This is a genomic window from Amazonocrinis nigriterrae CENA67 (assembly GCF_016056305.1).
In the GTDB taxonomy this organism is placed as follows: Bacteria; Cyanobacteriota; Cyanobacteriia; order Cyanobacteriales; family Nostocaceae; genus Amazonocrinis; species Amazonocrinis nigriterrae.
Map to the genome: position 1 here is coordinate 15,859 of NZ_JAECZC010000004.1, position 21,818 is coordinate 37,676.

Here is a 21,818-nt window from a genome sequence, read left to right on the forward strand (position 1 = left end):
TGTTCATATAGGTTGCTCTTTGGGGCAGCTGCACCCTTAAGTTGTGACGCCCTTTGTTTTGTATTTCATAATTTAAATTGATTAGCAATTAATTACATCTGCCTTTTGACTGTTTTAAATAAATTATTGCTTGTCAGATGACTCTATTTTTAAATAGATTTTACCAAGACAAAATACTTTAGTTAATATTAGCATTATTGCGAACATGAAAGCTTTGAATTTGCTTTTTATCGGCCATATCGAATATCTTTGATAATTATAACTGCTCAAAGTATTAATTGATTAAAGGTCGGTGTATCGTTTATTATGAGTAATTTTTGGCGTTTTATCTACTAATATAGTGACTAAAAAAGCTGCGATCGCTCTCAATTATTTATCAAATAACGTATTATAAACTTGATGACATCAATTTAACAAATACTCAACAAAAAAAGATACTTGAATTGCATCATTTATAACATCAATATCAACTGGCAAAATATAGCCAACATATTTAATTAGTGAAAATTTTAAGGTTGAGATTGTCTAATTTTCTCAAAAGTCTAAAATCTTGCGGCTCAAAACTCTCAGGTTGTATTATTTATTTTTATATATAGCAAATTGGACTGCTAGGATTAGAAGTACCATACTCCATAGTTTGGTAGTTTCAACCATCTCTTAATTGAGATTAAATAAACTTATAAGTCTATTGATCATCATTTTTAATTTTTTAAGAATTTGAACTTTCCCAACAAAAAAACCCTGAGATGACAGAAAAACTCTACTATTTATGCAAAACCTTTATTTTTCTTTACTAGTCCGTTATAGTCAGTACCCAATCCCAAATCTCAAATCTAAAATCCAAAATTTCTATGACTCAAGGACAAAAAACCGCTATTGAGGGAATCTATGAAGTATGTATTGGTATCCCAGACCCAATTTTTGCAATTCAATATTGGGAACAATACGGTTATCGCATTGGTCAAGTAGGTGAATTATCCCCAGATGTAGCTCATCAATTATATGGAGTGAATTCTTTTTTACGCTCGATTCGTCTTTACCACCAAAATGCAGATCATGGTTTAATTCGGTTGATGGTTTGGCAAAACCCCACAAATCAAGGATTGGGATTAGCATCAATGAAAGTTAAGGGCAATCGCTGGGCAACTACCTTAACTACCGATGTCATCAATATCTTAAATCATGCAGAAGATGCCAAAGCTGCTGGTTGGAATATTAGATACACCAATCCTTATTGGGAACAGATCTACAACAAAGAAAAGAAAAGCCGTCCTTTTATCGATTCAGCAGTTGGCGTGCGAGAAATGCTGTTACTGCAACCGTTAACTCGACAAGTTTTATTTAAAAGATTTGGTTATACACTGCCCCATTACGGACAAATCAACCACAGTGCTGCTTTCAAGACTAGTCAGTTTACTCACATGGGCATAATCGTTCAAGATGACAGCAAAGATAGCCTGAAGTTTTATGAGGAAGTTTTGGGTTTGCTACGTGTGCGTGATGATGTTGAGACTATCTATGAAGCTTCACCAGCGGGTAGAGATATTTTTGACCTCAAACCAGGTGAAAAGTATATCGTTACTGCCTTTGATGACCCCCGTTCTTCTAAAGATGACCTGATGGCTGCACGCAGTGGCAGACTTTATATCATTCGGTTTCCAGATGCTATCAACTTAGAATCACGGTTTGAGGCATCACAACCGGGTAGCTTGGGTATGTCACTTTACACTTACCGCGTGCGGGGAATACAGGCTTATTGCGATCGCATCAAGGCAAGTCCGGTGCAAAAGTTTACAAACATTGTAGAAAACGAGTTTAGAGAGAAAAGTTTTTCCTTCATTGCACCGGATGGCTACTTCTGGACTTTGGTAGAAAGTTGATAGGGAAATGGGGGCTTTGGGGCCCCTGGAGGGGTTGGTGGGGAATGGGGAACTCGGGGCCCCTGGAGGGGATAAGGGGCGATGGGGAGAATAACTACTAACAAATGACAAATGACAACTGATTTAGCGCCAAAACACTTTTCTTCACTTGTAGGCTAGCAAAATTGCTCTGTTCGTTATCTGACTTTTCACGGTATGTGGAAAAGGAGCTTTGGTGTGGTGTGTTGGGGAGACAGTACAACCCAAACGAAAAAAAATATGACACTTGCGTAAGTCTTAAGTACTTCCTGTGAAAAGTCAGGTTGCTTATTCTTCAAGTTATTAATTAACCTTATACTTTATTTATCAGTAAAACTACAGAAATAATGCTTGAACATGCCATAATTTAATTTGTCAATTACATTAAGTAGTTTCAAAAAACAAAAATGACTACCAATATTCAAGACAAAGAAAATACTTTAGGCATTTTGTGGTTATTTAAGGAAAGGTATGGTTTTAAACAGTTGCCATCAGATCTAGCTTATGAAGCTTATTTAAAAGCACTTATGATTTGTGCCAATGGTGATGGAACACTAGCAGATGAAGAAAGAGATTGGATAATTGGATATGGCTGTGCCTACGATTGCAACCCTGCAATCATTGAACAACTGAAAGTTTACAAGGCTGATGAAGATATAGAGACAGTCATTAGTGGAGATTTTGCAGCCAGTGATTCACGATATTTCCTAATTTATGATGCAATACAAGCTTGTTGTGCTGATGGAGAATATAGCGAGAAAGAACGAGCTGTAGTACTCAAAGGAGCAAAGAAACTTGGTATTTCTGAAGACGAATTTCAAAAAATTGAAGAAATCTATTTAGAAACAGTCCAACTGCATAAAAAACGGCTGGCAGTACTGTTTCCCAACGGCGCACCTTTATAATTTAACATTTTTAGAAGATTAAGTGCTGTGGCTGCGATCGCAGCCACGCTTTTGGCTTAAATTGCACCCAAGCTAGTATTTTATTCATAAATAAATTGACTTGTTCTGTTACCCAGTATTTGGGCAGGATTTTCACCACTATTGCTTGTGCCTATTCCTTGTTCCCTACCTGAAGGGTTTGGTCACTAAATAATGCACTTATTGAATTGACTACATTTGAGTATTAATTGAATGGAGTCTAGATAGTTGTCAACTTACTCTAAGATACAAGGGATACAAGTTTTGGATGCGTTAATGTTTGTATCTATTTTGACTGTCTGACCATGACAAGCGATCGCAGCCATTACCGCGTAAGGAAGTTTTGCGATCTCCAAAAATTTCAGTGCGTCCGAAAGCGATCGCATCTGACAGCCAGTAGATGGTAAATTCTACTTGTGGCTAGACTTGAGAACTATGAGCTTCAAAACAGTAGTCTTCTATGGTTCATACAGAAGCGATCGCCAGGGCATCAAAGCTGCCAGATTCATCATTGATCAGCTTCAGCAAAGAAACCATGAAGTAATTTTTGCGGATGCGAAGGAATATGACTTTGGCATCTTAGACCGGATGTATAAGGAATATCCTCAAGGTCAGGCTCCTGCAAAGATGGAAGAACTGGCAGAACATATCCGCACAGCAGACGGTTTTGTAGTTGTTGCGGGAGAATATAACCACTCCATTCAGCCAGGGTTGAGCAATCTGATGGATCACTATTTAGAGGAATACTTTTTCCGTCCCGCTGGTATTGTTTCCTACTCAGTTGGTGGCTTTGGAGGAGTGCGCGCAGCCATACAGTTACGCGCTTTTCTGTCAGAGATGGGAATGGTTACTATTTCCAGTATTTTTGCTATTTCTAAAATTGGGGACTCTCTGGATGAAGCAGGTACTCCACGGGAAGCAGCTTTGGCCAAGAGAGTCGGTCAATTTTTGGATGAATTAGAGTGGTATGAACAAGCATTGCAACGACAAAGAAAAGAAAAAGGCATCCCATTCTAATATCGTGTCCGGTTGAAGACTTATCATTAAGACTGCAAGGGAGCAGGGGAGAAAAGGTGCAGGGGAGATAATTTTAAGGTTTCTGCACACATACTCCTAATTATAAGTAATAAGCGCGAACGTGATATAATTAGCGTTTTGCCCATTCCCTATTGAGTTGACACTGTTAATACCTGCGGTGGTGTGGCGTCTGGCGGATAAAGCAAGTCTACTTCTACCAATCTGCGATCGCCTGTCTTCATATTTAATAAAACCAAAGGTTCCCCAGATTGTCCTCTCTTTTGTACCAAATGCACAAACTGGGTTTTTGGCTGCCCTTGATCATCTTTATAACGTACCCGCACGCTTCCCCGGAAAAAGGTTTGCCGGGCTGGTGTACTTAAAAAGCGGAGTCCTGGTTTGCCCAACTGGTCTTCTTTCAATGGTGTTTGTATCGATATAGCAACTCTTTGCAGACTGGGAGTATTGTTATATAGCGGCAACTGCAAACTGTATTGAATTCCATAGTTGCCATGAGCGCGATATGCGGTATCTGGATAACGCACTAGCATGGGGGCACTTTGAATTTGACCAGTCCCCAAAGTTCCACCATGCAAGGTACTAAGGGCATAGGAAAACGCTTGACCAGGCTGGGGAATAGTTAAATACTTGGTTTGAGAATTATCTGTTAATAATGCTTTCCATTGAGTACCAGCAGCTACTCCCGCCACACGACCATAAATTCTGGGCTTGCCGGTTTCCTCCAGGGGAGTTGGTGTTTTATCCCTTGGCCCAGATAAATCACCATTATTTAATAAATTTTCCCACTCTTCTAATGTCGGCGCACGCTCACTACCATCAGCATTAGTTCGGGCAAACATGGCGAGACTGGCTGCATAGACAGTACCATTACTCCGTAATCGTACCAACGTAGACCTACCATTTAAAGGTGGTGTTAGTCCCTTGACTGGAATGGGCAGATTTAGCAACATCTGACTTTGCCCTGGTGGAATCACAATTTGGGCAGGAAAAATATTTTGTCGTCGTCCCCTCAGCACATCAGACATGACGCGATCGCCCGGCCCTGCGAAAACTGTACCCAAAATATTTTGAGTTAAAGTTGGTAACTCAATAAATGGTGCATCTGGTTGACTTAAATAACTCGCCGCCTGCAAGATATTCACTTTCACCGACTCAGCAGTGGGGTTATGCAGAATGATTCCTAAATAAAGTGATCTCAGATCCTCCGCTGGTTCAGCCCTAGCAATATGGTGGGCAAAAATATCAAATCGCCCGCGAAACGGAAAATTTAAATGCGCTGTTGGCACTTTTTTTCCATCTGGCGGAAAGGTAGATAATAAAATCCCCTCTTTCAAAACTAGTTCTGGACTATTGCTGTTAAACGTCGACACCCCATCCAACTGACCTGGTAAAGGGCGGACTTCTTGTGGTTGTACTACCTCTTCAGGCGGTGGTGCAGCAGGAGTTGATTGGGCAATGAAAAAACTTGGTAACAAAGGCAACATATACTTAGATTATTTTTCCAACTAACAGACGCTACTAATTTTATGAAAGTGCCAGTTTGTGAATAATTAATACAAAATCAGCGAGAATTCCTCTCAAGTTTTCTGAAGTTAAAACTGGAACGTGGACAAAGATACAACGTGCAGTCAGTTGGTTTTGGTGCAGATAGTTTAACACTGAATAATAAAGACCTTCGCAAACAAATTTACCGCAGTCATGGCTAATCTCAACTGCCGACACTCCCAAGACTAGTTGCTCTAAATCAACCGTTGTCTGCAAAACACTATCTTGACAGCTAGCATTTGCTTCCACACTTAATTGTGTGCGCTTGGCAGCCATGCCACAACAGATAATATAGTCGGGTTGCCATTCATCGATTTTTTGAATTACCAGCGAACTAGCAAGTTGCACATCTACAGGCAGCAGGCGTAAAAATTTCAAGTCAAAGGGGAGCAAGTCAAGTTGAGTAACTTTTAGTAATAAATCATCGGAAGAATTTGACTGTTGATCATCAAGCCAAGTGTCAAAAGAAGTTAATAATAATCTTTTCGTCATAACAATTATTATTTAGAATAGAATAACCCTCCATAATTAATTTACAAGGAGCAGGTCAATGCCAATTATTGCGGTCGTAGATTATGACATGGGAAATTTGCACTCAGTCTGCAAAGGACTAGAAAAAGCTGGAGCTACTCCTAAGATTACTCATTCTCCCAAAGAATTGGCACAGGCGGATGCAGTGGTGTTGCCTGGAGTGGGAGCTTTTGATCCAGCAGTGCAACATTTGCGATCGCGTGATTTAGAACAACCCATTAAAGATACCATTGCATCTGGTAAACCTTTCTTAGGAATCTGCTTAGGTTTGCAAATTCTTTTTGAATCAAGCGCAGAAGGTACACAACCAGGACTAGGAATTGTCAAAGGAAAAGTGAAACGGTTTCGTCCAGAACCTGGAATTACAATCCCTCACATGGGTTGGAATCAGCTGGAAGTGACTCAACCAAAAAGTATTTTGTGGGAGCATTTGCCATCCCAACCTTGGGTTTATTTTGTCCATTCCTATTATGTTGACCCAATTGATCCACAAATTCGTGCTGCAACTGTTACCCACGGTACCCAGACAATCACAGCTGCGATCGCTCATGAAAACCTGACAGCAGTTCAATTTCACCCTGAAAAATCTTCTAACATTGGCTTGCAAATCCTGTCTAATTTTGTTGCTCAAGTCCGGGAGAAAATAGCTGCATAATTCTGTTTTGTCATTTGTCATTTGTCCTTTGTCATTTGTTAAGAATTGAAAATGACCGCTGACTATTGACTATTGACTATTGACTATTGACTAATGACTAATGACCAATGAGTCTGAGAATCTACGGTAATCGCCAGATTAAAACTTTACCAGGGCAAGAAACCAGACCCACGAGTTCGCGGGTTAGGGAGGCAGTTTTTAATATTTGGCAGGGAACAATAGCAGGTTGTCGTTGGCTGGATTTATGCGCCGGTAGTGGTTCAATGGGTGCAGAAGCTTTGTGTAGAGGAGCCAGCTTAGTCATCGGAATTGAACAATCGAGCCGAGCCTGTGCAACTATCCGCCAAAATTGGCAGCAGGTAGCTCATGCTGAACAAAAATGGCAAGTATTGCGGGGAGATGTCATCCAGCAGTTAAAAAGTTTATCAGGAAAGCAATTTGACAGAATATACTTTGATCCACCTTATGCTAGTGGATTGTATCAGCCTGTGTTAGAAGCGATCGCCCATCATCAACTGTTAGATGCTAACGGCGAACTAGCAGCAGAACATAGCCCCCAAGGTTGGACACCTCCAGTAATTCCTGCTTGGGAAATTTGTCGCGAGAAAGTTTACGGCAACACAGCCTTGACTTTCTATAGAATCATGGAATCTGAGGAATAGGGGAGCAGGAGAGCAGGGGTGCAGGGGTGCAGGGGGCGATGGGGAGACAAGCGAAATAATTCTTCACTCCTAACTCCTAACTCCTAACTCCCTACTCCCCACTCCCTACTCCCCACTCCCTAATTCTCTACCCTCCCAACTGATTAGGGCGCTTGTATTGCTTATAGGCAGCGTAAAACAGCCCACCGAGAGTAACTACAATTAGACCAAGGACGATACCTGAGAGCAGGGGTTCAACCACTTTTAATCTCCTGTTTGCAAATATTCAAAATTCGTATCTCGTTTTGATTTTACCAAATCGGGGGTGAATCCCGCTCTCTGCATTGTTTTTAGGTGACAACAGATCATTAAAAAACTCTAATCTGTGCTTGCAGACACCATCAAGAACTTTTAAGCTATGTGTAGGAAATGAAAAATTTTTAGCACACCTAGACTTTCACAGTAAACCTTTTGGATAACAAGATTACCAAACATGAAACTCTGATTCAGCGGATCGCTTTGTTGGCTCTAGCGATACTGCTAGCAGTCCCTTTAGGCATTTTTGGGGTTCAGATGGTTCGAGCTTCCGATCCATACGTCAAAAGTGTTCTTTCTCTGACAGGAGACCCAGTTCAAGGACATGCTATCTTTCAAATCAATTGTGCTGGTTGTCATGGACTGGAAGCAGACGGACGAGTAGGCCCCAGTTTGCAAGCCGTCTCAAAGCACAAATCTCGGTATGGACTCATTCACCAAGTTATTAGTGGCGAAACACCACCCATGCCCAAATTCCAACCAAGCGTTCAAGAGATGGCAGACCTTTTGAGCTATTTGGAGACTTTGTAGGTTCAATATCCAAAGGAACTGAAGATAAACAGTATGTAGGTAGGGCAGTCAAGTTCTTCACATACTGTTTTTATTTGGAAAATTGTAGGACTTACGCAGTTAAATTATTTTTTGAGGTTGGGAATAGGGCATTGGGCATTGGGGAGCCAGTGCGATCCTGTCGCCTTGCGTCGGAAAGCAACTGGCGTCATAGGGCATTGGAATTTTTTTGCCCTATGCCCCAGCAAGAACCCAAACCCTTAATTTATCGTTTCCCATGCGTAAGTTCTAAATTGGTATTTCAGCCGTGTAAACACCTCAAAAGCAGCTTGTTTTACAAATTGCAATTACATATACTTACGTACGTGTAAATACACAACAATGTAATCAAAAGATTGAAAAACTCATCAATAATTTGCATGTAATCACAGCATTTTAGCTGTTTTTTATCTGACTAAAATTATATGTTTAAATAAGGCAGTTAAGCCTCAAAAACCGCCTGAATCTACCTTGGATTAAGGTCTGACGCTAGTAGGAATTATGAATTACAAATTAGTATCACTTCAGTAACTAACTAAAAAATTGGCACTTGTTAAATTTTATGTTATCGTGTCATTTTACACAGTCTTTACAATTCAGTGCAATGATTTATCACCGCCAGTTGCCGAAGTATTTAGCATTTTTATTTCTATCAGTGGTATTGGGATCTGATTTAGTAATTCCTCAAGTTTTTGCCCAAACTAGTGTCCAGACATCTGTCAGTAAAGGCGTGTCATTTACATGCAATGACAGTGAAGCAACCATCAAAGCTAAAAATGGCCCTAGGGTGGTTAGTGGCACAACAAGTATCTATATTGGTTATCAGCAAGTATCATCTAGCAACAAAGACCCTCGGATCATTCGTTTTGATAATGGTATTAAGAAATGGTGTCGCAGTGACTACGAAACAACAACTGACGATGGCACAGGCTATGGATTACTTTGGGCTGGAAGCGTTTTGTATGGCGTTTTCACCTCTACTGGAACCCAGACTGGTAATGATTTTCGACGCTTTTCCACTGGGCGCTGGCTGTCTAGCTATGGTAGCGGTGGCGGTGCAAAAGTAGCAGTTATAGCCCGTATTAATCCCGACAATGGCACCGTTAACTATGCCACATTTTTCTCTGCTAAAAAGATAACTGATGGTAAAACTAACTCTTTGGTTGTCAAAAGTTTGTCATGGAATGGCGCAAATTTGACAGTGCAGGCAGATTCATGGTCAAGTCCACGTCGCGCCAATACAAATTCTATGACTTGCACTGGTTCATCACCTTATAAATACACAGTTGTATTCACTGGCGATTTAACAAAAGTGAACTCGGCTTCAGCAGTTAACTGTACCTAAGAGGGTAATTGGGAATTGGGAATTGGGAATTGGTAATTGGATTTTACTATTAGTCATCACATCTCACCCATTACCCATCACCCATCACCCATTACCCATTACCCATTACCTATTACCTATTACCAGGCAAACGGACTATATCGTAAGTAATAAGCCGAACTTGATATGAGGCAGCAATTGGGTTTGGAGCTTTATTTTCTAACATTATGGTCAAAATCATGTATTTTGACTGAAACTCTTGCGTAGCAAGGATTATATGTTTTTCCTCTGGTGAGAGTGGTGGAAGAGCGATAACATACAAAAAAGCCTCCTAATAATTGGGAGGCCAGGAGTAGTTAGCGGAGACAACTTGTCAACCTACACCACAACAACAGCGATCGCTCCTCCTAATGCGGCGAAAATAGCTGAAACGATGGCTGTGGCAAATAACCACCAAGCTGCTGTAGCTGCGGCTTTGCGGGTTTCTTCTGCTTGCCGCTGTGCTTGGTGCTTCACTTCTTCTAGGCGGCGTTGTGCTTCGTGTTGTAGGCGTTCTGCACGTTGCAGGACTGTGTTGCGGGCGCGTTCAATTTGGTCAATGATGCGGTTGGCATCTTCTTCGGAGATATCCTCACGGGAACTCATAATTGCCACTAAGGTATCGCGGTTGAAAGAAGACAAGCGATCGCGCAATGCCTCAAATCCAGCTTGGGGATCATCAAACAATTGGCGCACATCCCGCTTAATTCCGTCATAGTTGAGTTCTGGGCGATCCAAGGAGTTGAGATAGTAGCGGATGCGTTCAAAAACCCCATCGATGACATCTTGAATCTTTCTTTGGATACTCCGCACTTGTTCGACAAACTGCTCGCGTACCGATATGATATTATCGGCAATTTTTGCTGCTTCTTCATCTGTAATATCTTCCCGAATTTTCAGCAAAGCGATAATTGTCGAACGGTCAAAATGAGACAAGCGATCGCTCAAACTCTCAATCCCGACTCGCGGATCATGCAATAATAATTGCACATCGCGTTTGATACTTTCTGGGTTGAGTTCTTCTTTCCCTGTTTGCCGCAAGTACTCTTCTAAATAAGCTTGGAAATTCTTTACTCTTTGCTGGGTGCGGGTGGCGAGGCGACGCGGCGCACGCACAATATTACGAATCGAAGTCTGCACAGAGTCAATAACTTCATTGACTTGCTGTTCACTCAAATCTTGACGTTGACTGAGCAATTTCACCAAAGTATCCCTGTCTACCTGGGATAAGCGACGGCGCAGTGCGATCGCTCCTTCTTTGGGGTTTTCAAACAGTCGGTTAAAATCTCGTTGAATGCCTTCGGGGTTGAGTTCTGCTTTGCCAGTATTCCGCAAGTAATCTGCAATTGTCGTCGTCACTGTGTCGTATTGTTCCTTAGCTTTGTCTCTTAAAGCTAGGGGTGCATGGCGGACACTATGCCAAGATTCTTCAACGGTATCAATGATTTGATTAACTTGGTGTTCGCTCAAATCTTGGCGCTGACTCAACAATTGTACTAAGGTATCGCGGTCAAAGCGAGACAAGCGAGCGCGAATTGCGGCAATTCCAGCTTGGGGGTCTTCCAGCAACCTCTTGAGATCGGCGCGGATGGCATCGGGGTTTAATTCTGCTTTGCCGGTGTTACGCAGATATGACTCTACATTCAACCACAAAGTTTCTGCTTGATATTGTGCTTGTTTTGCCAATCCTTTGGATTCTATCAAGACGCGATCGCGCTGTTTTTCCAATTCATCGAGAATGCTTTCGGCTTCGTATGACTGAATATCGATACGTTGTAGCAGTATCCTCCGCAATTGTTCACGGTCAAATTGTGCCAGTCGCCGTGAGAGGGTTTCATAATCTGCGTCTGGGTCTGCCAATAAAGGTTTAAGACCCCGTTCAATGCCTTCGGGTGTTAAATCTGTCTTGGCTGTCACCAGCAGATAACTTTCTACTCGCCGTTGCAGATCTTGTACTATCTCTCTTTCTTCTTCAGCAGTTACCGTTATTACCACTGATTGACGGACAGCTTCTAGTTGGTCTGCAATGTGCTGAATTTGGGCTTGGGTCAGGAGTCCCCGTTCTTGCAGGATTTTGACAAAATCGTTGCGAGAAAGGCGATTTAGTTCTCTACGGACTGTACCAGGGTCTGCTGCTGGGTCGTAGATAACATCACGAAATTCTTGGGCAATTCTTTCCGGACTCAGTTGCCAAGCAAAGGTGTTGTGCAGGTAATTCTCCACATCGGCGCGGATGGGGCTGTAGGGTTGTGATGGTGTGGGTAACCCTAGTCTATCAGCTTGTTCTGTGGCTTTGTCTTTGGCGGTGGCAAGCGATCGCAATATTTTTTCCACATCCAAATCTGACAAGTCTGTTCTGCCCAACACAATGCCAGTCAGGGCGGTTATTCCTTGCTGGAGTGTCTGCTGAATTGGCCCTGGAGTAGCTTTTTGGTCTGTTTCTTTGGGGGAACGGGTTTCAGCAATTAGCCGATCTAGCTTGGCGTTGAGTTCATCTGTCTTGGTTTGTCCTGGCGGTAGTGATTTAAGATAGTCAATCAATTCGCCTAAGCGATCTTGAGTGGGTTTTTGCTGGCTTAGTACTTGCTGCCATACATTATATAGTGTATCAGCGATGCGGCTAACGTCTCGTTTAGAAAGGTCGGTGCGGCTGCTGACTAACTCAATAAACTTTTGGCGGTCGATGTTACGCAGGTCTGGACTACCTGCGATCGCTTGCAGTTGGGGGTCGTTGAGTAATCTTTCAAACTCTGTGCGAATCCTGGATAGGTCTAGTTCTGGGGGACGCAGCCTATCTAGATAATCTTCGATGTTCTCCCGGATACTAGCCGGATCAATAGCACTACTTAATTCACGACGTACAGCGGAGGCGGCGGCTTCAGCGGTGGCTACTACTTGCTGATTTACAGCTTTTGCGCCGAGTGCAGCCGTGGCTGTGCCCATAATCGCCTGAAAGCCGGAGGTTGCGGTGTTGACTACCGAACCAATCAAGGAACCCACTGTGGTGGAACTCACCCACATAAGTAGTAAAAAGTAAGCACCCCAAATGACTAACCCTAAAATCGCTCCTAACCTGGGGTCAAAAATCACCAAGCTTAATTTTACTGCTAAGAAAGAAGCGATTAATAAGGCGATCGTCACAGTGACTAATGTCCAAATACCCACTGCGGTGCCGATTTTGCGAATCGTACCTCCAAAACTTCCGGCTTCCCCACTATCTGAATCTGATGGACGCCCCAAGTAGGAAATACCGGCTGCAACTGAGAGGTTAGTTAATACTAATTGGAAAGCAAAAGCTAGAATCACCCCGGAGATTAAAGCGACAAAAAAACGCGGCCCCGAAGTGAGAACTGATGCCTCCGCTGGTGATACATCTGGAACGCCTACTCGATTTTGTGCCAACCATAATAGTGGCTTGTAGAGTCCCAACATGATTTCTGTACATTGAAACATTGTATTTCCTTGTTCTAACTTTAAGTTTGGGGAATTAAGAATTTATTGATGAGAAGCAACTCTGTATATATCTCTGTATCTATGGCAATACCTAACTCTTGTAGCTTACAGAATCGTAGAATTTAGGCGCTTTCAGCATCTCTCTAAAGTTTGAAAACTATATCTAGCGATAGATAGAACTTTGATTATCTAACGAAAGAATTTGTCATCTAATTCACTGTTGATGATGTAGTGAAAAAGCTTACTCTTTACTGAAAATTCGCCTGCTATTTTAATGGCTTAATAACAGGTAATTTATTTCTTTAATTTATAGTTTACTCACAATTCAGTTATCAAAGCTTTACATTTATTTACAAGTACTAACTTTTTTATCACCTCCTCAAGGCGGATTTGTCAGCACCGATAAGTTCCTGATAATCGTCCACAAGAAGTGCCTGTATATTGTGCCTAGAGGCGGAAAGCAACTGACTGATAAATAGCTAACTTAAAGTTAAGTAACAAATTGTTCAGGACAAAAAATGGAATCTCGGTTATCCACAGATTTGCCAACAATTTCTAGAGAATACAAAGGTAGCGATCGCAATGGTTTTGTATTTGGCTGGACACCCCAAGCTGAAGTTTGGAACGGTTGTTTTGCCATAATTAGCGTTCTTGCTAATCTACTTTGGCATTTAGTTGGCTATAGCTTAGTTCGAGATATTTCCAGCCTGATTAGTTACTAGAAAATCAAATATTTAAAAATTAGGTTGATTCGGGAGGAAAAAACAATGGAAACTCGTGAAAATCGTCCATCTACTGATATACCACCTGTTGCTACAGCTTACAATGGTCGTGATCGCAATGAATTTCTGTTTGGCTGGACACCTCAAGCTGAAATTTGGAATGGTCGTTTTGCCATGATTGGTTTTATAGCTTACTTACTTTGGGATTTAGTTGGCTATAGCGTAGTTCGTGATATTTTGCACTTGATTCGTTACTAGAAAAGTAAACAAAAGCTTTGCTGAGTGTTAACAGTCAACAGTCAACAACTTGAATCGAAATCATTTCTTTCTTTAAGTTTACTGAAAATTCACCTTAATTTAGGAGTAGAAAACAATGGCAACCCGTGAAACTCGTCCATCCAGTGACTTACCAGCTGTTGCACCAGAATACAATGGTGTAGACCGTAATGCTTTTCTTTTCGGCTGGACACCCCAAGCTGAAATTTGGAACGGTCGTTTTGCAATGATTGGCTTTATAGCTTATTTACTTTGGGATTTAGCTGGCTATAGTGTAGTTCGTGATGTTTTGCACTTGATTGGTTACTAGAAAAGTAAACAAAAACTTTACTGACTGTTAACAGTCATCAGTCAACAGTCATCAGTTATCAATCATCAGTTAACTAACTGGTCTTGGCAGGCGGAACCAAAATCTGGAACCGCCTGTTTGACGTGGGGAATACCCAATTTCACCTCCCCAGCGTTCAACTGTAATTCGGCAAAAATAAAGACCTAATCCAACTCTCCCTGATTTATCTTTGCCTTGAGAAAACTTTTGAAATAAAGTATTTACCATCTCTGGTGCTACACCGCCTCCCTCATCATCTACAGCTAAAAGAATATACACACCATCTGCTTGTAAATCAATTACCACAGTAGATTCTGGGGGACTATGGCGATAAGCATTTTCTACAATATTTGAAATTACCCTATCTAAACGCAATTTCTCTCCCACAACTTTCCAGTCTGCTTCCATGTCAATGTTAGCAGCTAGCTGCAACTGCTTATTGTTAAGTACAAAATTAGGCTTCAAAAGCGAAATCACTTCTTGTGCAGAACTTAATATATTTGGTGCATTCTCAATATCCACAGTGAAAGCTTCCATTGATAACGCCTCAGCAGAAAATACATCTAATATGTTCTTAATTAGCATTTCTTGCTGAATAGATTGCTTTCTTGCAAGTTCTAAAAAATCTTTTCCTTTAGGAGTCAAATTTTCAAACTCCAACAGAGCTAAACAGCAATTGATAGCACTTAATTGTCCCGCTAAATCATGGACAATACAATGGATTAATACATCTTTTTTTTGACTCTCCTTGATTAATTTCTGATAATCTAATTCGTTTGCTCTAGCTTTTTGGAGAATATATTGCTTGTTGGTGAATTCGTATTCTAATAATTCAATTAATAAGATTTTTTTCACACCCATGCAAATTGCATAAGCTTCAAATTGGTATTCTTTACCAGTTAAATCTAATTCACCCCATAAACCTGAACTCAGCTTAATACCTTGATTTATCTGCCAAAACTCTTCTGCATTCACAAGAAAATTTCCTAAAAAAGGAAACTCTTCCTGTGATATTACTATATCTATACCTGATGTAAATTTTTGATATAAAAAACGATTAAACCAGTTTGGTACATTTCCAGCAATTCTGAATAAGCCATTATTAACTCGCTCTAATACTAAAATATTCAAGCTAGCAAACAGCTCAGACATGATAGAGTTATTCATAAGTTACAACTACCATAATCAATCAATCTTAGCTTTTGTTTACTGATTTGGGATTTTAGTTAATTTTTCTCGTAATAAGCTGCAATCATTTGTAATTTGTTGAATGAGTGATAGTTGCTTTTCATTCCAAGTACTATCTAATAACAATACCCAGTCTCCCTCGTCTGAGGGAAAGATATGAATATCTGCACAAATTCCGTACTCTGTTTTTATCAAAGGTAAAAATAGGGGAATATCATCCAAAGGCAGTAAACCTTCCAAGAAAAAAACTTGCTCACCTATATTCTCTCCTTTGCGGAGGTTCGTAATTCCAAATTCTACCAGCTTACCGCCCCAAGCCACAAGATAACCATCTTTGTTGACTAACAGATACGCCAGTGAACGCGTTTCTAAGAGGAAATTTACAATATAGTGAATTATAGGAGCAGGGATATCTACCATTTACCCATCCAATATTTTTTTTGCAATAGTTTGGAAAACTTCTTCTACACCTAGTCCATTTTTAGCACTGGTTTTCATCACAGTCCAACCCTTCTGAATTACAGCATCTATTTCTGTAGTTTCAATTTCCCATTCTTCTGTCATATCCCATTTGTTAAGTACTAAGATGAAGGGAACTTGACCAAGGGTATTTTCTACTCTTGTTTGCAAATCAAAAGCTTTTTCAAGAGTATTGTTTCGGGTACCATCAACAACTAATAAGTAAGCAGATGAACCCCGTAAGTAAGACATACGTACTTTTTGAAATTCGTCTTCTCCATGAATATCCCAAAGTATCAAATTTATTTTTTTTGCTTGAATATCTATCGTTTTTTTATCAATCTTGACACCCACTGTAGTATAGTATTTTTCCGAAAAAATGCTATTAACAAACCGCGACACTAAACTAGTTTTACCTGTGGCAAATGCACCTACCATACAAATTTTTTTCTGGATCATACAATGTTTTTCCTACTCTCCATTCCTTACTCCCTTTTAATTAGTGGTATCAGTCACGAATACTTGAAAAGATACTCTCCGATTAGCTGTTTCAGCTTTTAATGTCAATTCTGGCTTCCAAGGTAGCTTAGAACCCACACCTACGACTTTAAATTTACTGGTATCGATGCCTTGAGATTTTAAATAAGATAGGATTTTATCTGCACGATTTTGACTGAGGAGCAGGTTTTCCTGTTCTGTTCCCGCTGCATTGGTGTGTCCTATTATTTCTACTCTTACATTTTTATCTAGATACTTGGCACTATCCAAAAGCTTTTGGATATTTAACACTAACTGAGGCAGTTTAATAGCTTCACCAGGGTTTAACTCTATTGTGCCTTCTGCAAAAAATAATTTTTCTTGTTCTATTTCTTTAATATATGTTTGTAAGTTAAGTAGTTCAATGTCTACAATATTTTTGTCTTGAAATTGAGTAATTGCTGGAATGGATCGCCATAAATTACGAGCTTCTAAAATCCATTTACGAGGTGCGTAGCCTGTAGCATAAAGAATACCATTGTTATCAAATTGAAAAGATACAGTTTTAGGCGGTTGCAACAAAACCTTAACTCTTTTTATAGTCAATTCCGGTTCTAAAGATAGGTAAGGTTTCCACTGGCTAATGACTGTTTTCGGATTGAGATTTGCTTGTTGTATCAAAGTATTGGGATCTACTGCTAATGGGTCGCGCATTCCCATAATGAAATGTTTTCCATTGTGTTGCTTGGTGTTAATCACAATAATTCCGGGTTGAGAGTTGAGTTTTTCAAGATAGGCTTGCCATCGGAGATGTTCACGAATCATAAAAAAGCTCCAAATACCACATGCGATCGCTATTGTACCTAAGCAAGACCATGCATAAGTATAATTATTTTTCTGGGAAGTAGGTTTATACTGAACTGCCAGACAGGCTTCTAGATAAGGTATGCTTGCTTTAAATGGTTCTGTTTCTCCTGCAAAAGCCTTAATTTCTTCCCCCAGCTTGAGATGAATTTTTTCTATGGCGTCTTGAAAAACTAACCTTAATTCTTGGGGCGGGTTTCCCCGGATACTACCTGCTATAATTGCTTGCGGCCCTTCTTCAACCAAAATAGTGAGTTCTCCCAAGCGCAAACTTTTCAATGCATCTTCTTTTCTGATGCTGAACGAATCTCTGACAAAATCACCAATAGCTGTCAACATGGCAGAAACTAAATCTGGATCTTGAGTAGCTATCTGTTTAACCATCACATGTTGCAGTAATAATCCAGTTTTTTTATGAATTAGAAATACTTGTTCTACTCGGTAAATTAACGTCCGCAGCAGCACAATTTCTGCAAATGATTTACCCGTGCGTCGCGCTTCTAACCTCCACTTAAAACTTTCAACTGACAAGCTATTTTCCAAGGTTTGATTCAGAGATTGAATCATCTGCTCAAGTGCTGTGGAAATCGCCTTGCGTGTGGCTGGGCCAATGATAGGAAAAAACGCTTCTGAAAGTACATTTTCGTCTTGTTGAACAGAAGTTTTAATTGCTTCTTCCACAGTTGGTACTATTGCTTCAACCAGTTGTTTATCTTGTTTTGACCGCATAATTAAAGCTTCTGGAAGCAGGCGGCTGATATCTTCTGGTTGAATTTGAGGATTATTTAATCGCTCATAGAGTTTGTTAAGTTCGGTTGGCTCAATTCCAAAAAGCAAACTGCGAAGTGTAGTGAGTTCATCGTTAAGTTGTGGTTCTTTGTTACTCGAAGATTGACTGTTGCTACTTGTAGCTTCAGGAGGTACTTTCGGTTTTTGATTTAAGGAATCACTCATTGCCAAAATCCCCAATTGGGGATGGGGAGCAGGGGAAGCAGGGGAGATGGGAAGATGAGGGAACTAAGAGAATAACTACTGACAAATGACAACTGACAACTGACTACTAACTATTTTCCCCATTCAGACGAATAGCTAGGTCTGTAAATAGAGCTGCTAGCTTAGAACGATCTATTTTGTCCCTACGCAGCTCTTCAGCTTCCCGTTCCAGCAAAGCTAATATTTCCTCATATTTTTGCTGAATATCATCTTGTAGGCTTTTAGATTGGTTGAGAATCTGATCGTGTAAATTCCGCTGGCTATTAGTTGTTTGTTCTTCTAATTGGGCAAATTTTTTGTCTAAAGTTATGCTTATATTTCTTTGTTCTTCACCCAATGCTTGCACAGCATTGCCACGTTCTATTTGTTCATTTTTTAGCCGTTCCGCTAAAGAATCAACTTCTTTTTTGATGTAATTCTCTAAATTATCTAAACGTTTTCTTGTCTCATCTCGGATGTTAGTCAATTCTTTTACTAGCCGTTCTTCTAAGCGTACAAACCTTTTGTCTACCTCCCGGATCTGATTTCCAAAAAGTAGGTCTCTAACTTTATCTAAGTTGCTACTTTCACTAATACTATTATTACTAAATTGATTTGCCCCCCCTTTCGCTAGTTCTCCCGAATTACTATTGATATATTCTTCAGGCGGGTTCATAACTTTAATCCTTTTCGAGGCTAAAATTTGGTTTTACTTTTATTTGTAATATCCCATTTGGAGTTAGGATACTACTTTGCGTATAAGCATATGTTAATATTTTAACAAGTATTGGTATTAATTTAAAGTAAAGGAGTCAGTAGGCGAGAAACTCTCACGGCTAACTTGAACCAAAAAGGTTTTCTATGGTATTCAGATAAATCAACGGCAACACAAGCAGCTAAATCAGCCTTTAACATTTTTTTTACACTTTGGACAAAGCCAGGCTCAGCAACAAAGCCCATTACTTCAAAGTTGAGGGTGAAAGAGCGATTATCTAAGTTAACAGTTCCTACCCCTGCCATATCCTGATCGATGAGTATGATTTTCTGGTGCATGAACCCATTTTTGTAACGATATAGCTTGATACCAATTGCCTCCATTTCAGTATAGTAAGAAAAAGAACATAGATAAACAAGTAAGTGGTCGGGTCGGTTTGGTAGGATAATTCGCACATCTACACCCCGCATTGCAGCCAGTTTTAAAGCCGATAGTGTTGATTCGTCTGGGACAAAGTAAGGACTGGCAATCCAGAGGAGAGTCTGAGCTTGATTAATCACATTGACGAAAAAAAGCCTACAAGCTGGTAGCTGATCTGCGGGGCCTGTAGGAAGTACTAATGCGGTTTGGTTAATTTCTTGATTAGGTTTGACTTGCCAGTTCACTTCAATAACTTTGCGAGTTGCCCAATACCAATCTTGTATAAATGAGTTTTGTAGGGTTTTGACTGTGGGCCCTTGGAGTATCATATGGGTGTCGCGCCAAGGACTCAAGCGGCGATTTTTTCCTAAGTATTCATCGCCAATATTCAGACCACCTAAAAATGCTATTTCACCATCCACCACAATAATTTTGCGATGGTTGCGGAAATTGAGTTGGAAACGATTACCTTTACCTTTAGTGGTGTTGAATGCACTAACTTTAATTCCATATTGTTGTAGAGATTTGATATATGAGCGGGATAGTTTTTTTGAACCAATTTCATCGTAGAGAAAGTAGATTCTGATTCCTTCCTTAGCTCTAGCAATCAACGCTTCTTTAAACTTGTTGCCTATCTGGTCATCATTAATAGTATAAGATTGCAACAAAATATAATCTCTTGCCGATGCGATCGCGCTCAACATCGCTTCATAAGTCTGCTGACCATCAATTAGTAATTCAGCAGCATGACCACAGGTGAAAGGAATGCCTGTAAAAGCCTCAGCCAGTGGTTGCAGCTGGGCCAATTTATCTGGTGGTGCAACTTTAAATTCAGCTAGTTCATGGTAAGTATGGCGAGCGAGTTTGTAGTGTTGTGCATAAACTGAGCGCAGGGTTTCAGCATATCCATGAAATCTAGTCCTTCCTAAAATCCAATACAAGGGAATAGCTAGCCAAGGAAAAGTCACTAGAGATATACTCCAAGCGATCGCTCCTTGGGAAGAACGCACATTCATCACTGCATGAGCCGCATGTACAATTCCCAAGGCATGAACAATAACTGTAGCTGTGCTAAAAATAGCTAAAATTCCACTATCTACAAGCATGTTAATTTTTTCAGGTATCCATATAAGAAAATTCTGCCAGTAATGGTTTGTGATCGGATGAGCAAATTTGGTCTAGTACTTTAGCACTGGCTTTGTTTTCACTCAATTTTCGGTAAAATATCCTATCTAGGGGGGATGACAATAGGAACCGTTTAATTTTGCGGCTTTCATGGGGTGCAAAAGTAACTGGTATTAACCCCAGTCGAGTTACTACTTGATCCAAAATAACTGCTCTTTTTCGGTTCCAAGTATTAAAGTCTCCTGAAAATATCAGGGGGCCATGATGTGCAGATAACGCCAATTCTAATTCATGTAACTGTAGTTCAAATTTATTTAAATCTACAAAATTAATTAAATGGCTATTGATTGCTAAAAGAGTTGTTTGATGATTAGATAGCGCATATTCAGTGATCAGAGAAATTTTAGGAGTTTTAATAATAGGTTCATGATGCCTAGTTCTTAAAACTTTTTTAGTCAACGGACTGATTGTAGATGCTGTGAATATTCCTGAATAACTCTGATGATGTACGTCCAGAAAATTAGGGGCAAAACTCCAATTCATTCCTATCCATTCTCCTAATTTATCTCTTCCTAATTTTAAACGAAATTCTTGTAAAAATATGAGATGTGGTTGGTATTCTTCTACAATGGTTAAAAAATCTTTTAACCAAATCTGATTATAATTATTTTTAGCAATATTCCAGTTAAGTACTTTAATTGAGTTACTATTTAATTCTCTTTGAAGCAAATAGCTGCTATCAATTGTAGATTCTTGTGAGCTAAGGAATCGGTAGGATGGAACAAATTTTTTGGCGAAAGTATCTACGTGTTGTTTAATATTAGGCATTACTAATAGTTATCTAGTTTTTTCTAGCTTAACGCTATTAGATAATTAGAAGGCGGAAGGGAGGAGTTAGCAGTTAACAGTCATCTTCCTCATCTCCTGCATTCCTCATTCCCCACTTACAGTATTAGCTGGATATGAAAAGTTTACGGCCGATAATAGCTTGACATAAAACTAGACTTTTACTATGCAAAACAAATTTACTATTTTTATCAAATTCCTGCTAGGCATGGAATATAGCAAGTGATCTGAAAACCTGTAGCCCTGTATAATTCCCAGCCAGCACAGAAGGCTGTAAATTAAATAGAGTGAGCGATCGCACCTAGGTACTCCTCTAGGCGTGTTCGCAAGCAAACATCTAGCATTTACATTCCTAGTTGGTTCGGCTCAGCACCGATCAAGCCATTCCGCGAAAAACTTTTTTAAGTTATTCAAGGATATGGGGTGGGTAAAGTTCAAATTAAAGATGATTTCTAGAATTTGAGATTATTTTGGACATTTCTGTTGACAAATTTTTCATTATCTTTTATTTACAT

At 40.0% G+C, this 21,818-nt stretch carries 21 protein-coding genes; 10 read left to right on the top strand and 11 right to left on the bottom strand.

From position 1 onward, the window contains the following. The first annotated feature begins 851 nt into the window (after positions 1-851). The 3 genes from I8748_RS03840 to I8748_RS03850 all read left to right on the top strand — a co-directional run bounded on the left by I8748_RS03840 (position 852) and on the right by I8748_RS03850 (position 3,838). Positions 852-1,880, top strand: a complete 1,029-nt coding sequence (locus I8748_RS03840; protein WP_198123349.1) for a VOC family protein — start codon at positions 852-854, stop codon at positions 1,878-1,880. A 425-nt stretch (positions 1,881-2,305) separates the two neighbouring features. After that, positions 2,306-2,803: a tellurite resistance TerB family protein gene (locus tag I8748_RS03845; RefSeq protein ID WP_198123350.1), complete on the top strand. Its 498-nt coding sequence runs from the start codon at positions 2,306-2,308 to the stop codon at positions 2,801-2,803. Positions 2,804-3,256: 453 nt separating this feature from the next. After that, a complete protein-coding gene (locus I8748_RS03850) occupies positions 3,257-3,838 on the top strand; it encodes an NADPH-dependent FMN reductase (protein ID WP_198123351.1) in 582 nt (193 codons plus the stop codon). 149 nt (positions 3,839-3,987) lie between these two features. Here I8748_RS03850 and I8748_RS03855 read toward each other — a convergent pair whose 3' ends face one another. Next, on the bottom strand, positions 3,988-5,343 hold the full coding sequence (locus tag I8748_RS03855; protein ID WP_198123352.1) for a DUF3370 domain-containing protein: 1,356 nt from the start codon (positions 5,341-5,343) through the stop codon (positions 3,988-3,990). A gap of 40 nt (positions 5,344-5,383) precedes the next feature. Then, the gene (locus I8748_RS03860; RefSeq protein ID WP_198123353.1) at positions 5,384-5,896 is read right to left on the bottom strand and encodes a pyroglutamyl-peptidase I family protein; all 513 of its coding nucleotides are present in this window, start codon (positions 5,894-5,896) and stop codon (positions 5,384-5,386) included. A 58-nt stretch (positions 5,897-5,954) separates the two neighbouring features. Between I8748_RS03860 and hisH the strand changes: the two genes are divergently transcribed. Beyond that, positions 5,955-6,590, top strand: a complete 636-nt coding sequence (hisH, locus tag I8748_RS03865) for an imidazole glycerol phosphate synthase subunit HisH (RefSeq protein ID WP_198123354.1) — start codon at positions 5,955-5,957, stop codon at positions 6,588-6,590. Positions 6,591-6,697: 107 nt separating this feature from the next. Then, the gene (gene rsmD / locus I8748_RS03870; RefSeq protein WP_198123355.1) at positions 6,698-7,252 is read left to right on the top strand and encodes a 16S rRNA (guanine(966)-N(2))-methyltransferase RsmD; all 555 of its coding nucleotides are present in this window, start codon (positions 6,698-6,700) and stop codon (positions 7,250-7,252) included. A gap of 127 nt (positions 7,253-7,379) precedes the next feature. On the opposite strand, the gene petG is transcribed toward rsmD, so the two are convergent. Continuing rightward, complete coding sequence (gene petG / locus I8748_RS03875) at positions 7,380-7,493, bottom strand: cytochrome b6-f complex subunit V (RefSeq protein WP_096553423.1); 114 nt, start codon at positions 7,491-7,493, stop codon at positions 7,380-7,382. Between the two features lie 209 nt (positions 7,494-7,702). Here petG and I8748_RS03880 point away from each other — a divergent pair, with 209 nt between their 5' ends. After that, entirely contained in the window at positions 7,703-8,077 is a 375-nt protein-coding gene (locus tag I8748_RS03880) for a c-type cytochrome (protein ID WP_096553422.1), read from the top strand. A gap of 622 nt (positions 8,078-8,699) precedes the next feature. Continuing rightward, complete coding sequence (locus I8748_RS03885) at positions 8,700-9,440, top strand: hypothetical protein (RefSeq protein ID WP_198123459.1); 741 nt, start codon at positions 8,700-8,702, stop codon at positions 9,438-9,440. A gap of 357 nt (positions 9,441-9,797) precedes the next feature. Here the strand turns inward: I8748_RS03885 and I8748_RS03890 are convergent, their stop codons facing one another. Next, on the bottom strand, positions 9,798-12,911 hold the full coding sequence (locus I8748_RS03890) for an MFS transporter (RefSeq protein WP_198123356.1): 3,114 nt from the start codon (positions 12,909-12,911) through the stop codon (positions 9,798-9,800). A 518-nt stretch (positions 12,912-13,429) separates the two neighbouring features. Here I8748_RS03890 and I8748_RS03895 point away from each other — a divergent pair. The 3 genes from I8748_RS03895 to I8748_RS03905 all read left to right on the top strand — a co-directional run bounded on the left by I8748_RS03895 (position 13,430) and on the right by I8748_RS03905 (position 14,219). Then, positions 13,430-13,633, top strand: coding sequence for a high light inducible protein (locus tag I8748_RS03895; RefSeq protein ID WP_198123357.1), 204 nt, complete (start codon positions 13,430-13,432; stop codon positions 13,631-13,633). A 45-nt stretch (positions 13,634-13,678) separates the two neighbouring features. After that, positions 13,679-13,891: a chlorophyll a/b-binding protein gene (locus I8748_RS03900; RefSeq protein ID WP_198123358.1), complete on the top strand. Its 213-nt coding sequence runs from the start codon at positions 13,679-13,681 to the stop codon at positions 13,889-13,891. Positions 13,892-14,006: 115 nt separating this feature from the next. Continuing rightward, on the top strand, positions 14,007-14,219 hold the full coding sequence (locus I8748_RS03905) for a chlorophyll a/b-binding protein (RefSeq protein ID WP_198123359.1): 213 nt from the start codon (positions 14,007-14,009) through the stop codon (positions 14,217-14,219). Positions 14,220-14,288: 69 nt separating this feature from the next. On the opposite strand, the gene I8748_RS03910 is transcribed toward I8748_RS03905, so the two are convergent. The 7 genes from I8748_RS03910 to I8748_RS03940 all read right to left on the bottom strand — a co-directional run bounded on the left by I8748_RS03910 (position 14,289) and on the right by I8748_RS03940 (position 21,285). After that, the gene (locus tag I8748_RS03910) at positions 14,289-15,404 is read right to left on the bottom strand and encodes a sensor histidine kinase (protein ID WP_198123360.1); all 1,116 of its coding nucleotides are present in this window, start codon (positions 15,402-15,404) and stop codon (positions 14,289-14,291) included. 39 nt (positions 15,405-15,443) lie between these two features. Beyond that, a complete protein-coding gene (locus I8748_RS03915) occupies positions 15,444-15,845 on the bottom strand; it encodes a hypothetical protein (RefSeq protein WP_198123361.1) in 402 nt (133 codons plus the stop codon). Beyond that, complete coding sequence (locus tag I8748_RS03920; RefSeq protein WP_198123362.1) at positions 15,846-16,343, bottom strand: Rab family GTPase; 498 nt, start codon at positions 16,341-16,343, stop codon at positions 15,846-15,848. A gap of 36 nt (positions 16,344-16,379) precedes the next feature. Then, positions 16,380-18,179, bottom strand: coding sequence for an OmpA family protein (locus tag I8748_RS03925; RefSeq protein ID WP_198123363.1), 1,800 nt, complete (start codon positions 18,177-18,179; stop codon positions 16,380-16,382). Between the two features lie 106 nt (positions 18,180-18,285). After that, on the bottom strand, positions 18,286-18,873 hold the full coding sequence (locus I8748_RS03930) for a hypothetical protein (RefSeq protein ID WP_198123364.1): 588 nt from the start codon (positions 18,871-18,873) through the stop codon (positions 18,286-18,288). A gap of 122 nt (positions 18,874-18,995) precedes the next feature. Continuing rightward, positions 18,996-20,438: a cardiolipin synthase gene (gene cls / locus I8748_RS03935; RefSeq protein ID WP_198123365.1), complete on the bottom strand. Its 1,443-nt coding sequence runs from the start codon at positions 20,436-20,438 to the stop codon at positions 18,996-18,998. 10 nt (positions 20,439-20,448) lie between these two features. Further along, positions 20,449-21,285 carry an endonuclease/exonuclease/phosphatase family protein gene (locus I8748_RS03940; RefSeq protein ID WP_198123366.1) on the bottom strand — a complete coding sequence of 279 codons (837 nt, stop codon included), beginning with the start codon at positions 21,283-21,285 and terminating at the stop codon, positions 20,449-20,451. Positions 21,286-21,818 lie beyond the last annotated feature (533 nt).